The organism is Isoptericola jiangsuensis, from assembly GCF_048320105.1.
Taxonomy (GTDB): Bacteria; Actinomycetota; Actinomycetes; order Actinomycetales; family Cellulomonadaceae; genus Isoptericola; species Isoptericola jiangsuensis_A.
In genome coordinates, this window is sequence record NZ_CP182942.1 from 1485535 (window position 1) to 1499336 (window position 13802).

General features: G+C 71.7%; 10 protein-coding genes. 6 read left to right on the forward strand and 4 right to left on the reverse strand.

Going from position 1 to position 13802, the window contains the following annotated elements; translation table 11 throughout:
* Positions 1–2 precede the first annotated feature (2 nt).
* Together ACNHYB_RS07020 and ACNHYB_RS07025 are read right to left on the reverse strand one after the other, a co-directional pair.
* Positions 3–1169: an arabinan endo-1,5-alpha-L-arabinosidase gene (locus ACNHYB_RS07020; protein ID WP_418277711.1), complete on the reverse strand. Its 1167-nt coding sequence runs from the start codon at positions 1167–1169 to the stop codon at positions 3–5.
* Complete coding sequence (locus tag ACNHYB_RS07025; RefSeq protein WP_418277713.1) at positions 1166–2503, reverse strand: glycoside hydrolase family 27 protein; 1338 nt, start codon at positions 2501–2503, stop codon at positions 1166–1168. The genes ACNHYB_RS07020 and ACNHYB_RS07025 overlap by 4 nt, the downstream gene beginning before the upstream one ends.
* A 316-nt stretch (positions 2504–2819) precedes the next feature.
* Between ACNHYB_RS07025 and ACNHYB_RS07030 the strand changes: the two genes are divergently transcribed.
* From ACNHYB_RS07030 to ACNHYB_RS07050, 5 genes are all read left to right on the forward strand, one after another.
* Positions 2820–4166 (forward strand): ABC transporter substrate-binding protein, encoded by a 1347-nt coding sequence (locus tag ACNHYB_RS07030; protein ID WP_418277714.1) that lies wholly within the window; start codon positions 2820–2822, stop codon positions 4164–4166.
* Positions 4167–4250: 84 nt separating this feature from the next.
* A complete protein-coding gene (locus tag ACNHYB_RS07035; protein WP_418277715.1) occupies positions 4251–5225 on the forward strand; it encodes a carbohydrate ABC transporter permease in 975 nt (324 codons plus the stop codon).
* A gap of 15 nt (positions 5226–5240) precedes the next feature.
* Entirely contained in the window at positions 5241–6110 is an 870-nt protein-coding gene (locus tag ACNHYB_RS07040; RefSeq protein ID WP_418277716.1) for a carbohydrate ABC transporter permease, read from the forward strand.
* Between the two features lies 1 nt (position 6111).
* Positions 6112–7686 carry an arabinan endo-1,5-alpha-L-arabinosidase gene (locus tag ACNHYB_RS07045; protein ID WP_418277717.1) on the forward strand — a complete coding sequence of 525 codons (1575 nt, stop codon included), beginning with the start codon at positions 6112–6114 and terminating at the stop codon, positions 7684–7686.
* Positions 7683–8357, forward strand: a complete 675-nt coding sequence (locus ACNHYB_RS07050; RefSeq protein WP_418277718.1) for a DUF624 domain-containing protein — start codon at positions 7683–7685, stop codon at positions 8355–8357. Before ACNHYB_RS07045 ends, ACNHYB_RS07050 begins: the two co-directional genes overlap by 4 nt.
* Positions 8358–8399: 42 nt before the next feature.
* On the opposite strand, the gene ACNHYB_RS07055 is transcribed toward ACNHYB_RS07050, so the two are convergent.
* Positions 8400–10589 (reverse strand): carbohydrate-binding module family 20 domain-containing protein, encoded by a 2190-nt coding sequence (locus ACNHYB_RS07055; RefSeq protein ID WP_418277719.1) that lies wholly within the window; start codon positions 10587–10589, stop codon positions 8400–8402.
* Positions 10590–10959: 370 nt separating this feature from the next.
* The gene (locus ACNHYB_RS07060; RefSeq protein WP_418277720.1) at positions 10960–12054 is read right to left on the reverse strand and encodes a LacI family DNA-binding transcriptional regulator; all 1095 of its coding nucleotides are present in this window, start codon (positions 12052–12054) and stop codon (positions 10960–10962) included.
* Between the two features lie 140 nt (positions 12055–12194).
* Here ACNHYB_RS07060 and ACNHYB_RS07065 point away from each other — a divergent pair, with 140 nt between their 5' ends.
* Positions 12195–13724 (forward strand): alpha-N-arabinofuranosidase, encoded by a 1530-nt coding sequence (locus ACNHYB_RS07065; RefSeq protein ID WP_418277721.1) that lies wholly within the window; start codon positions 12195–12197, stop codon positions 13722–13724.
* The last annotated feature ends 78 nt before the right edge of the window (positions 13725–13802 follow it).

The window sequence follows — 13802 nt, forward strand, 5'->3', positions numbered from 1 at the left end:
CGCTACGGCACGGGCACCTCGGTGGTGGCCACCGGCCAGCCGTCCTGCCAGCCGAGCCGCTGGACCGCGAGGCGGAACATCCCGCCGTCGTCGCCGTCGTAGAAGTGGTTCGCCAGGTGACCGCGCGACACGGACTGCCCGCCCGGGCCGATCATCGACCCCTCGGTGGCGAGCACCTGGGTGCCGCCGCCGAGCGCCATGTCCTTGCCGTCCGCGTCGAGGTACGGGCCGGTCACGGACTGCGACCGCCCGACCCGGATCTCGTAGGTCGAGTCCACCCCGGAGCAGCACCTGCCCCACGACACGAACAGGTAGTGCCAGCCGTCGTGCTCGGTGACGTACGGCGCCTCGATCTGGTTCTCGGGCACGCCGGCACGGGTGGCGACCATGACAGGCTCGGCGTCGTCGACTGGCATGCCGGTGGGCCACTGCAGCGGGACCACCTGGATCCCGCCCCAGAACGACCCGAAGAACAGCCACGGGTCGCCGTCGGTGTCGTCGACCACGCCGGGGTCGATCGCGTTGTAGAACGTCTCGGCCGCCTGCGAGCGCCAGACGGGACCCTGGTGGGTCCAGCCGTAGTCGGGGTCGGCCGGGTCGATCGTGCTGCCGGTGGCGAGGCCGATCGCCGAGGTGTTGGAGCCGAACGTCGAGGCGGAGTAGTAGAGGTACCAGGTGCCGTCGTGCTCGACGAGCTCGGGCGCCCAGTAGTGCTCGACGCCGTCGATGGAGTCACGCACCCACTGCGGGTCCTCGCCGGCCTCCCAGGCGGGGCCGACGCGCTCCCAGGTGGTGCCGCCGTCGTCGGAACGGTGGACCATCGGTGCGCCGAGCCCGCGGGCGGGGTCGCCGGTGGAGTACACGAACCAGGGCTCGCCCTCGTCGCCGACGACGAGTGCGGGGTCGTGGGTGGCGAGGTCTCCGGTCAGCGCGAGGGGTTCGGGCCGGGACTCCCACGGGCGCGTCACGGCGAGGACGACGGCGACCGCGACGAGCAGCGCGGCGAGGGCGGCGAGGGCGATCAGCACCGTCCGACGCGGGCGACGCGGGCGCCCGGTCCGGCCGGGGATGCCGTCATCGCCCGGCGTGGCCGCCTCGGACCGCCCCTCGGCGTCGGGCGTCGCCGTCGACGCCGGGTCCGTGGCGGAGGCGTCGCCGGGCGCGGTCATGCGCCGGCCTCGCCGGCGGACCCGTGCCGCAGCAGGCGGACGCCGTGGGCAGGGACGTCGAGGTCGAGGACGACGTCGTGGCCGGTGGTCGACACGGCGGGACGGGTGGCGACCACGTCGCCCGACCACACGTCGGTGAGGGTGCCCGGCCGGCCGACGACGCCCGTCGAGCCCGCGGGGACCTCGATGCGCCGGGTCTCGTCGGCGGTGTTGAACACCGCAGCCCAGCGGGTCGTGCCGTCGGCGGTCGCCGCACCCCACACGACGGTGTCGCCCTCGCGGACGAGCTCGGCTCCGCCGGCGGAGCGCCGCAGCACGTCGATCACGCCGGGGTGGGTCAGGTCGGCGATGGTGCCCGGGTCCGAGGTCGGCAGGTCGCCACCGACCATGAGGGGTGATCGGGCGAGGCACCAGAGCGTGAGCATCGTGCGACGCTCCTGCGTGCCCAGGAGCGCGTCGCGGGGCTCGCCGCGCTCGGCGCGCAGACCGATGCGGCCGAGCGGCAGCATGTCGGCGTCGGGCCAGCCGTGCGGTCCGGCGTGCGGCGCCCAGCGGGCGGCGCGGTCGAGCTGGTCGACGACGTCGTCCCAGCGGTCCCAGAGATCGTCGGAGACCCGCCACATGTCGGCGTGGGCACGCAGGTGCTCCAGGTGGGCGACGGACAGGTGGGTGCCGGGTGACAACGAGACGGTCACGTTCCGGCCGTGCTTGTCCTCGGCACGGCGTACGGCCAGCGCCAGCGCCTCGATGGCGTCGGCGTGGTACGGCGCGAGCATGTCGTCGACCTTGAGGAAGTCGACGCCCCACCCGACGACGTGGTCGATCATCGCGTCGAGCCATACCTGGGCGCCGGGGTGGGAGTGGTCGAGACCGACGTTGTCGCCGTTCCAGGTGCAGGTGCTGGTGGTGTCCGCGACGTCGGCGGTGGTCCAGGCGGTGCCGGGGACGGGCAGCGCGGCGGCGACCGCGCGGCGGGCGATGCCGCGCATGAGGTGGATGCCGAACGTCAGCCCGAGGTCGTGGACCGCTGCGGCCAGACCGGTGAACCCCGTGCCGTCCGCGGCCGAGGGGAAGCGGGCGGGGACGGGCTGGAGGAACCCGCGGTGGTCGAAGAGCAGGGGGGCGTCGTCGTTGTAGCCGTGGGCGCGCGCGGTGGGCTCGAACCACTGGGCGTCCACGACGACGGTGTCCCACCCGACGTGGGCCATGTGCTCGGCCATGAAGCGGGCGTTGGCGAGGACCTCGTCCTCGGTGACGGTGGTGCCGTAGCTGTCCCAGGAGTTCCACCCCATCGGCGGGGTCGCGGGGGGCGTGGGGGTGCGGGAGTGCTGCATCGCTCGTCCGTTCCTAGTACATCGATGTAGATCGCTGGATCATCCCCGCTGGACGCTCTCGCGGTCAACCGGCACGCCACGGGTGCAGGTCCTGGCGGCATCGGCCGGACCCGGCGACGCACGAGCCGCCGGCGTCGCGCCCCGACCACGTTCCGCACTCCGGTCTGCATCGTTGTACATCCGTGACCGTCGCCACTTGACCGAACATGAGGGAGCATGTAAATCTTGCTCTCGTCGGTAGATTTCTATCGATGTAAAGCGACCGGGGCGCAGCCGCCGCGGCCTCGCCCCAGCTCAATCCGAGAGGACCCTCGTGATGAAGAAGTCACGCCTGATCGCCGGTGCCGTCGCCGGGCTCGTCGTCGCCAGCACCGCCGCCTGCAGCACCGGCGGCGGGGGCGACTCGGCCGAAGGCCTCACCTTCATGTTCCGCGGCGGCGAGGACGAGAAGGCCGCCTACCAGGCCGCCATCGACCGCTTCACCGAGGAGACCGGCGTCGACGTCGAGGTCATCGTGACCGACGCCGACCAGTACGCCACCAAGCTGCAGGCCGCCATCGCCGGCAACACCGTGCCCGACGTGTTCTACATCGAGCAGGCCAACCTCCAGTCGTACGTCAACAACGGCATCCTCATGGACATCACCGACCAGGTGGCCGAGCAGGGCGTGGACCTGGAGAACATCTGGGAGTTCGGCGTCGACTCCTACCGGTACGACGGCACCCTCCAGGGCACCTCCGAGGGGCGCCTGTACGGCCTGCCCAAGGACGTCGGCCCGTTCGGGTTCGGCTACAACAAGACCATGCTCGAGGAGGCCGGCATCGAGCTCCCCGACGTCGACGAGCCCCTCACCTGGGACGAGTGGCTGCCGATCCTCAAGGAGCTCACCACCGACACCGACGGCGACGGCGAGATCGACCAGTGGGGCACCGGGCTCAACGTCCAGTGGAACCTGCAGTCGTTCGTGTGGAGCAACGGCGGCGACTGGACCAACGAGGACAAGACCCAGGTCACCGTCGACACCCCCGAGTTCGCCGAGGCCCTGCAGTTCTTCACCGACCTCACCACCGAGCACGAGGTCACGCCGAACCCCGAGCAGGCGCAGACGATGGACACCTACCAGCGTTTCATGGCCGGGGAGATCGGCTTCTTCCCCGTCGCGCCCTGGGACCTGAGCGTCTACAACGAGCTCGACTTCGACTACGACGTCATCCCCTGGCCCGTGGGCTCCACCGGTGAGACGGCCACGTGGGTCGGTTCGCTCGGCATCGGCGTCTCCACCACCACGGACATGCCCGAGGAGGCCGTCAAGCTGGTGACCTACCTGTCCACGGACGAGGAGGCCCAGCAGACGCTGGTCGACGCCAACATCCAGATCCCCAACCGTGTCGACACCGCGCAGGAGTGGGCCTCCGCTCCGGACGCCCAGCCGGCCAACCGCCAGGAGTACCTCGACATCGTCGAGGACTACGGCCGCGCCATGCCCGCCGCGTTCACCTACGGCGCCCAGTGGTACGACGAGCTCTGGGTGAACATCCAGCCCGTCGTCGACGGCGACCAGCCCGCCGCGGAGTACCTCGCCGAGGTCCAGCCCCGCATGCAGTCCCTCCTGGACGAGTCGAACGCCCAGGCCGAGGCGGCCGCGGCGCAGAACAACGGCTGACGCCACCCGAGACCGGCCGGGGTGCGGCCTTGGCCTCAGGCCGCCGCACCCCGGCCCCGTACCACCTGGACGAAGGAGTCTTCGATGACCTCCGCCACCACCCCGGCCGCGGTCGGGCTCGGGACGGCCGCCCGCAAGAAGGCGTCCCGTCGCAAGCAGGCGCCCACCGACGGGGGGTCGACCAAGCTGCACCGCCTCGAACGCCGGTGGGCGCTGCTCTTCGTCGCGGCCCCCGTCCTGGGATACCTGCTCTTCGTCCTCTACCCCACGGGCTACGCGCTGTTCGCGTCGTTCACCCGGTGGAACGGGCTCGGGCCGATGCAGTTCATCGGGCTCGACAACTACGTCGCCCTGCTCAGCGACGAGCGGTTCCACCTCGCGCTGTTCAACACGTTCTTCTACATGATCGGCATCCCGATCGGCCTCGCGCTCTCCCTCGCCCTGGCCCTCGCGATGAACCGTCGGCTGATCGGCCGGTCCGCGTTCCGCACGATCTACTACATCCCGGTCATCAGCTCGCTCGCCGCCATCGCGATCCTGTGGCAGTGGGCCTACAACGGTGACTTCGGCCTGGTGAACCAGTTCCTGTCGTTCTTCGGCATCGAGGGCCCGAACTGGCTGGCCGACGCCACCTGGGCCAAGCCCGCCATCATCCTGATGGCGGTGTGGAAGGGCCTCGGGTACTCGATGCTGCTGTACCTGGCGGCCATCCAGTCCGTCCCCCGGTCCCTCTACGAGGCCGCGTCGCTCGACGGCGCCGGCGCCTGGCAGCGGTTCCGCGCCATCACCCTGCCGATGGTGCAGCCGGTGACGTTCTTCCTCGTGGTCACCAACATCATCGCCGGCGCCATGATCTTCACCGAGATCCAGATCATGACCCCGACGGGCGGCCCCGAGTACTCGACGGCGTCCGCGGTGTTCCACATCTGGCAGCAGGCCTTCAAGTACCAGCAGATGGGCTACGCGACCGCCATGGCGATCGTGCTGGGGGTCATGATCCTCATCATCACGCTCATCCAGTTCAGCCTCAACAAGCGCAGCAGCTTCGTCATCGACTGAGGCCCAGGAGCAGACATGAGCACCTTGACGACACGCATGGACCTCAGCCGCACGACGCGCTCGCGCATCGCCGACACGATCGTCTGGATCATCCTGGCGGCCGGAGCGATCTTCATGATCGCCCCGCTGCTGTGGATGGTGTCCACCTCCCTGAAGACCCAGCTCGAGGTCTTCGCCCTGCCCCCGGTGTGGATCCCCGAGGTGCCCCAGTGGGACACCTACGTGCGGATGTGGCAGGACTCCTACGTCCTGTCCGGCTTCCGGAATTCGGCGATCGTCGCCTTCTCCGTGACGATCATCGGCACGTTCACGTGCTCGCTGGCCGCGTTCTCGCTGGCGAAGATGCGGCTGCCGTTCCGCAACGTCATCTTCATCGCGCTGCTCAGCGGCATCATGATCCCGTTCCCGACGATCATGATCCCGCAGTTCGTGATGTTCGCGCGGATCGGCTGGGTCGACACCCTGCTGCCCCTGATCGTCCCGGCGATCTTCGGCAACATCATCATGATCTTCTTCCTGCGCCAGTACCTCGAGTCGGTGCCGAACTCGCTCATCGAGGCGGCCAAGATCGACGGCGCCTCCTACTGGCAGATCTTCTGGCGCATGATCATGCCGATCATCCGTCCCGCGGTCGCCGCCCAGTTCATCCTGTGGTTCATGGCCGTGTGGAACGACTACCTCGCGCCGATCCTGTACCTGAACACCCCCGAGAAGCAGACGCTGCAGGTCGTCATCGCGAACATGAACGTGCAGTACGCGACCCAGCGCGACTACCCGCTCATCATGGCGGCGTCGTTCGTGTCGCTGCTGCCCATCCTCGCGGTGTTCCTGATCTTCCAGCGCCAGATCATCGAGTCCGTCGCCCTGACCGGTTCCAAGGGCTGACATGAGCACCGTCGAGCAGTCCGCCGCCGGGACCCCCGGCGGCGGGCCGGGCACCGCTGTGCCCGAGACCGCACCCGAGACCGTGCCCGATACCGCCACCGAGGCCGTCCAGCACACTGTCCAGGACGCCGTCGCGGAGGCCGTGCAGGATGTCGTCCAGCAGGCCGGCGTGCCGGCCCCCTGGCCCGAGCTGCCGGACACGGCGTCGTGGGGTGGACGCCACGTCCACGACCCCACCGTCGTGCGTGACGACGAGGGCACCTACTGGTGCTTCTCCACCGACGCGCGCTACGACGGCCCCGTGCGCGCCGGCGTCCCGATCCGCCGCTCGGACGACCTGGTGACCTGGGAGCTGACCGGCTGGGCCCTGCCCGGCGTCCCCGCCGCGGCCACCGCCTGGGCCGGCGCCGAGGGCCTGTGGGCGCCCGACGTCGTCCGCGCACCCGGGGGCGACGGCTGGCGCATGTACTACTCGGCGTCGTCGTTCGGGTCCCGCCGATCGGCGATCGGCCTGGCCACCGCGCCCCATCCCGCGGGCCCGTGGACGGACGCCGGGCTCGTCGTCTCCTCCGAGCACCACGAGCCGCCCGCCGGCACGAACCACCCCAACGCCATCGACGCGAACGTCGTCACCGACGCCGACGCGCAGTGGCTCGTCTACGGTTCGTTCTTCGGCGGGATCCACGTGCTGCCCCTGGACCCGGCCACCGGACTGGTCCGCCACGACGCCGCGGAGTCCGGCGAGCCGGGCGGCCTGACGACGCACCCCGGCAGGCTCGTCGCCCGTCGCGCCCCCCGGGTCGACAACGGCGCCGTCGAGGGCGCCTTCGTGCTCCCCCGGCCCGGCGGCGGATGGGCGCTGCTCGTGTCCTACGACTCCCTCGCCTCCGGCTACCACGTGCGGGCCGCCGTCGCCGACGCCGTCACGGGCCCCTACCGCGACCGTGCGGGCCACCTCATGACCGACCTCGACGCCGAGCCCTGGTCGGTCGGCGTGCCGGTGCTGTCCGGGCACCGGCTCACCGACGGCCCCGGGATCCTCGCGCCGGGGCACGGGTCGGTGCTCACCGAGACGGTCGACGTCGGGCAGGGTGCCGAGCACGCGGCAGGCCGAACGGCCGGGCGCACCGTGCCGCGGCAGACGTTCGTGCACCACGTGCGCGACGCCGACGCCCCCACCGAGCACCGCCTCCAGATCCGACGCCTGCTCTGGACGCACGACGGCTGGCCGCTGGTGAGCCCGCAACCGTGGGCGGGTCCGGCCCGCGAGGTGGACGACCCCGCCGCCTGGCCCACCGGGACCGACGTGCTGGACGGCTCGTGGGAGCTGCTGGAGCCCGGCGCGGACCCCGGCCGCGTCCAGGCCGGGCGCACGGCCGGGCTCGGTGCCCGCGACCAGGTGCGCTCGCACGGGGCGGGACGGTTCTCCTGGACCGCGCAGGACGGCGCGCAGGTGTCCGCCGTCGTGCATCCTGGGTGGGACGCGGTGCGCGACCGGCCGGCCCTGGTCCTCACGGCGCTCGACGACGCGGGGCGCGTCGTCGTCGGCACGAAGGTGGATCGAGGAGACGCGTGAACCAGGACCGCAAGCCCGTGGACGACCCGCGCGGTGCAACCCGCGAGCGCGTCGCCGACGCGGAGGTCCCCGGCTGGGCGGGCGGCGTCATGCTGGCGCTGCGCTGGGCGACCCTGCTGGTCGAGATCAACGTCATGGTCGTGCTCGGCACGCTGGCGGGCGGGGTCCTGGGCGGGCTCGGTCCGGCCCTGCGGGCGGGCAGCGCCGTCGCGGCGCGCATGACCGACGAGCCGACGCCGTGGCGGACCTTCTGGCGGACGTGGCGCACGGACCTCGGGCGCGTGAACCTGCTGTTCGCGCCCTTCTGGGTCGCCGCCGTGCTGCTGTGGTTCGACGGCGTGGCCGTGACGCTGCTCGAGGGCCCGGCCCGGGCGGTGCTCCTCGGCGGCCTGATCGTCGTGATGGCGTGGACCGCCGTCGCGCTGTGCTACTGGCCCCGCGTGACGCTGCGCTACGAGCGGCCCTTCACCGAGACGTGGCGGTTCCTGCTGCTCAGCCCGCTGCTCGGCCCGGCGGTGTCGCTCGCCGTCCTGCTGGTGCTGGTGGTGGTGTGGGTCGCGTGGACGTTCCTGCCGCTGGCGGTCGTGCTGGTCGGTGCGGCGTTCGCCCTGTGGGCGACGGGGCGGCTCGTGGGCGAGCGGCTGGAGAAGATCGACGCCGACGTCTCCTGACCGGGGGCGTGCCCCGGCCAGGAGACGTCGACGTCGCACGCGTCAGCGCCAGGTGTCGTCCAGGTCGAGCGAGCCGTCCGGGCCGACGGTGGCCGTCCTGTCGCCGCCGCTCTCCCAGACGACGGACCCGGCGCCGCCGACCTTGACGTACTTGTAGGTGAACGTCGTGCCCGGCGCCAGGTCGACGGTCCCCGTCCACGTCGGGTAGGAGTCGGCGCCCAGGCGCACGCCCTGCTGCGGCGCCCACGAGCCGAGCTCCGGCAACGACCCGACGAGTCGCACGTCCTGGCCCCACGTCGTCGTGGCCCGGACGGAGACCGTGGTCTCGCCCGTCGCGTCGCCGTCGTCCGGCGTGGCGCAGGGGTCACCGGCGGTGACCTGGCCGGCGCGCACCGCGACCTGGGGGCCGGACAGCGTGTAGTCCGCCGACCCGTTGTTGTCCCAGGTGCCCGCCCCGTCGGTGAAGACCGCGGTGAGGGTGGCCCCGCCCGTCTCGATCTCGCGCGAGACCCAGCCCGTGCACGCCGCGCTCATCGACTCCCCCGGCGGGGTCGTCCACGTGCCGGTTCCGACGCGGTAGTGCACCCGGTAGGCGGGCCATCCGGCGTCCGTGGCGTAGTAGACGGTGGTGCCGGCCTCGCCGCCGCCATCACCATCGCCGTCACCATCACCACCGCCGTCACCATCACCATCGCCGTCGTCTCCCCCGTCACCACCGCCGTCGCCGTCCGCGGCGAGCAGCGCGAGCGCGCCGTACGCCGGGACGGTCGCCGAGAACGTGCCCGACGCCGACACCGCGTAGGTCGTCGAGCAGTCGTCGGCCGCGACGACGTCGCAGTACGTCCCGGCGGGCAGCGAGGTGGTGTAGGTGCGCGTCACGGAGGAGGCGGTGTTGTTGATCGTCACGTAGCCGACGTCGCCACGCCCGTAGGCGATGTGGTTCCCGCCGTCGTCCCACCAGCTCGTCACCCCGGTGCCCTCGACGGCGTTGTGGAACCCGACCATGCCCCGGACCTCGGTGGCGTCGTGGGTGCAGGTCCACGCGGCCGAGCCGCAGTCGGCGTCGGGCACCGACGTCGACGTCGCACCGGGAGCTCCCGCCTCCTTGTCCGTCCACGTGTAGCCCGAGTAGACCGACGGCGACCCGTAGGGCCACGAGAGCATGAACGTGTTCGCCAGCAGGTACTTGGCGCCCCACCGGTAGTTCATCGTCTCGCCGTTGCGTTCGGTGTCGTGGTTGTCGACGAACACGCCCGCGCTGCCCGACGGCAGCTTGCCGTCGCCGACGGTGCGCAGCCCGGCGATGCTGCCGTCGAACCGTGCACGCAGCTCGCGGGCGTAGTCGAACTCGTGCGAGTCGCCGCTGCCCAGGTACTCCGAGGGACGGACGGGCTCACCGGCCGCGCCGATGACCTCGTGCACCCAGTAGACGTCCGGGTCGGAGAGCCGGGCGCGGATCGCCTCCAGGTCGGCGGCGGGGATGTGCTTGGCCGCGTCGATGCGGAACCCGGCCACCCCGAGGTCGATGAGGTCGTTCATGTACCCGGCGATCCGGTCACGGACGTACGCCGACCCGGTGCGCAGGTCCTGCAGGGACAGCAGGCGACAGTTCTGCACCTGGTAGCGGTCGGAGTAGTTCGAGATGTCGGTGCGGCAGTCGTTGAAGTCGGCGCCCGAGTAGATCCCCGGGAACGAGTCGACGCCGAACGAGCTCCCGGCCACGCCGGTCCCCGAGCCCTGGTCGGCGCCCGTGGTGTGGTTGACCACCGCGTCGGCGATCACGCCGACACCGGCGGTGCGGCAGGTGTCGACCATGCGCGCGAACTCGGCGCGGGTGCCGAGCTTGGACTCGATCCGGTAGCTGACGGGCTGGTAGGAGGTCCACCAGGCGGTGCCGCGGACGTGCTCCTGCGGCGGGGAGACCTGGACGTAGCCGTAGCCGGCGGGCCCGAGGCTGGACGTGCACTCGGCGGCCACCGCGTCCCAGGTCCACTGGAAGAGGTTGGCGATGACGTTGCCGCGGCCGTTCGGGGAGTCCACGACAGGGCTCGGGACGGGGGCGGTGGCAGCCGCGGGGCCGGGGCCGGCCAGCAGCCCGGCGGCGGTGACGCCGACGGCGGCCAGGACGGCGAGGAGCCGTCGTGGGCGGGACGCGGGTGGGCGGGCGGTCGTTCGGCGGGACGTGCTGGTGCGGGAGGTCGTGGTGCTGCGGGATCGGTGCGCGAGCTGCACTGCTCTGCTCCTTCGTCGGGGCCCGTCGTCGGACCCGGGGCGTCTCCGGCGTCGCTGCCGGGCCGTACGGCGATCTGTGGACCGCCTCCTGCGGAGCATCCGTGTCGATGCTGCAGCAACGTTACTGCAAGTTTGCAGAACCGTACAGAGGCCGGCGCAGGAAGCGGTCACGCCGGGGAGCCATCACGACCGGGAGCCGACGGCGCCCGGTGAGGTCGAGAGGGTAGGAGCTCGAGATGTTGGGGGGTCGGGAGGTTGGGTGGTCGAGACGGTGGGAGATCGAGAAGGACGGAGCTCACCCGGCCCGCGCACGCAGGAGCCCGCGCACCGTTGCGGTGCGCGGGCTCCTGGGACGGGGATCCGGGACGGGTCAGGCGGTGCGGGCGGCCTGCACGGCCACGACCTCCTCGACACCACCCGGCTGCTCCGCGACGACCTGCTGGGGCGCACCCTCGCGCACGTCCCCGGTGGACTCGCGCCCCACGATCCGCGACGTGGTGACCACGCGCCGGAACGTGCGCTCCGAGCCGCCCGCGATGCGCTCGACCAGCAGGTCCACCGCGGTGCGCGCGATCTGCGCGCTGCCCGGGTCGACCGACGTGATCGTCGGGACCGAGTAGCGCACGTCGTCGACGTCGTCGAACCCGATGAGGGCGATGTCGTCCGGGACCTCCAGGCCGCGGGCGTGCAGGGCGTGCAGGGCACCGAGGGCCATCGCGTCGTTGAGCGCGAAGACGGCGTCCACCTCGATGCCGGCGTCGAGCATGGCACCCATCGTCTCGGATCCGGTCGAGCGGTGCCAGAGCCCCGCCTCGCCCACCAGCGCCGGGTCGTACGGCAGGCCCGCCTCGGCCAGACCCTGGCGGTAGCCCTCGGTGCGCAGCGCCGCGGAGCCCTGCTGCTCGCCCTCGTGCGCGCCGACGACGGCGATCCGGCGACGCCCCAGCGAGGCGAGGTGCAGGGTGGCCGCCTTGGCGGCCGCCACGTTGTTCATGGTGACGTGGTCCGCGGGGGCGTCGAAGACGCGTTCGCCGAGGACGACCAGCGGGTAGTCGACCTCGAACATCGCGACGTCGTCCTGGGAGAGCTCGAGCGGGGAGAAGATCATGCCGTCGGTGAGGTGGCGCCGGTGCCCGGTGAGGACGTCGACCTCGCGCTCGCGCGACCCGGAGGTCTGCTCGATGAGCACGGTGAGGCCCTGCTCCTCGGCGGCCCGGATGACGCGGTCGGCGAGCTCGGCGAAGTACGGCAGCGACAGCTCCGGCACCGCCAGGGTGATCATGTCCGTGCGGCGGGTGCGCAGGTTGCGTGCCGTGGTGTTGAGCCGGTACCCGAGGGCGTCGATCGCCGCCTGGACACGGTCGCGGGTCGCCGGGCGGATGTGCGGATACCCGTTCACCACGTTCGACACGGTCTTGATCGAGACGCCTGCGCGCTGCGCGACGTCGTGCATGGTCACTGCCACGTGACGTTCCCCCTCTTCGGACCCCCACAGCCTAGGGCAGCGACGCCCGGGTGGAGATCTGCCCGCTCTTCGTGATTGACTCTACATCGTTGTAACCGTTGGCGGCACCCCCGCACGTTCGTAGAGGAACACCGAGACCCATGGCTGACGCCCGCATCACCCTCCACCCCGACTTCCGCCGCGGCACCGTCGACCGCCGGCTCTTCGGCTCGTTCGTCGAGCACCTCGGCCGCGCCGTCTACACCGGCGTCTTCGAACCCGGCCACGAGACCGCGGACGAGCACGGCTTCCGCCGCGACGTCGCCGACCTCACCCGCGAGCTGGGGGTGTCGACCGTGCGCTACCCCGGCGGCAACTTCGTCTCCAACTACGTGTGGGAGGACGCCGTCGGCCCCGTCGAGGACCGCAAGCCGTTCCTCGACCTCGCGTGGCGGACCGTCGAGCCCAACCTGGTGGGCACCGACGAGTTCCTGCAGTGGGCCGAGCGCGAGGGCATCGAGCCGATGATGGCCGTCAACCTCGGCACCCGCGGCGTCGCCGCCGCCGCCGCGCTCGTCGAGTACTGCAACGGCGAGGCCGGCACCCGCTGGGCCGACCTGCGCATCGCGAACGGCCGCACCGAGCCCTACGGCGTCAACCTGTGGTGCCTGGGCAACGAGATGGACGGCCCCTGGCAGATCGGGCACAAGGACGCCCACGAGTACGGCAAGCTCGCCGCCGAGGCCGGCAAGGCCATGAAGCTCGTCGACCCGTCGATCTCCCTGGTGGTGTGCGGCTCCTCGTCCATGCAGATGCCCACCTTCGGCGAGTGGGAGCGCACCGTCCTGTCGTACACCTACGACCTGGTCGACCACATCTCCATGCACGCCTACTACGAGGAGCACGGGGGCGACCGCGGCTCGTTCCTCGCGTCGGCCACCGCCATGGACCGGTTCATCGACCGCGTCGTCGCGTCCGCCGACGCCGTGGGCGCCGAGCGCCGCTCGGACAAGAGGATCACCATCAGCTTCGACGAGTGGAACGTCTGGTACCTCGAGACCCGCTTCCCCGGCGAGTCGAACTTGCCGATCCAGCGCGACGCCCCGCGGATCATCGAGGACGTCTACTCCGGGCTCGACGCCGTCGTCGTCGGCGACCTGCTCGTGACGCTCCTCAACCACGCCGACCGCGTCCCCGTCGCCGCGCTCGCCCAGCTCGTCAACGTCATCGCGCCGATCATGACCGAGCCCGGCGGGGAGGCCTGGCGCCAGCCCACCTTCCACCCGTTCGCCACGACGTCCCGCCTCGCCCGGGGCACCGCGCTCGACGTCCGCGTGGACGCGCCGTCGTACGACACCGCGCGCCACGGGTCGGCACCGACGGTGACCGCAGCGGCCACGGTGGACGACGACGGCCGGCTCGGGCTGTTCCTCACCAACCGGACCGACCGCGAGGTCGTGGTCGACCTGGCGCACGTCGGTGCGGACCTGGGACTCGTCGAGGGGTGGCAGATGGTCGCCGACCACGAGGCCGCCGTGCACGGGCCGGAGCACGCCGCCAAGGTGGCCGACACCTGCTGGTCGGGCGTCGACGTGGCGGGTGTCGTCATCGGCTCCGCCGGCGGTTCGACGTCGGTGCGTCTCGCACCCGAGTCGTGGACGGCGTTCTCCGGGACGTTCGCCCGCGCCTGACCCTTCCCGCCGCACGAGCGTCTCTGAGCGTCTCCTTCCCGCCCACGGGAAGGAGACGCTCAGAGACGCTCGCGGGAG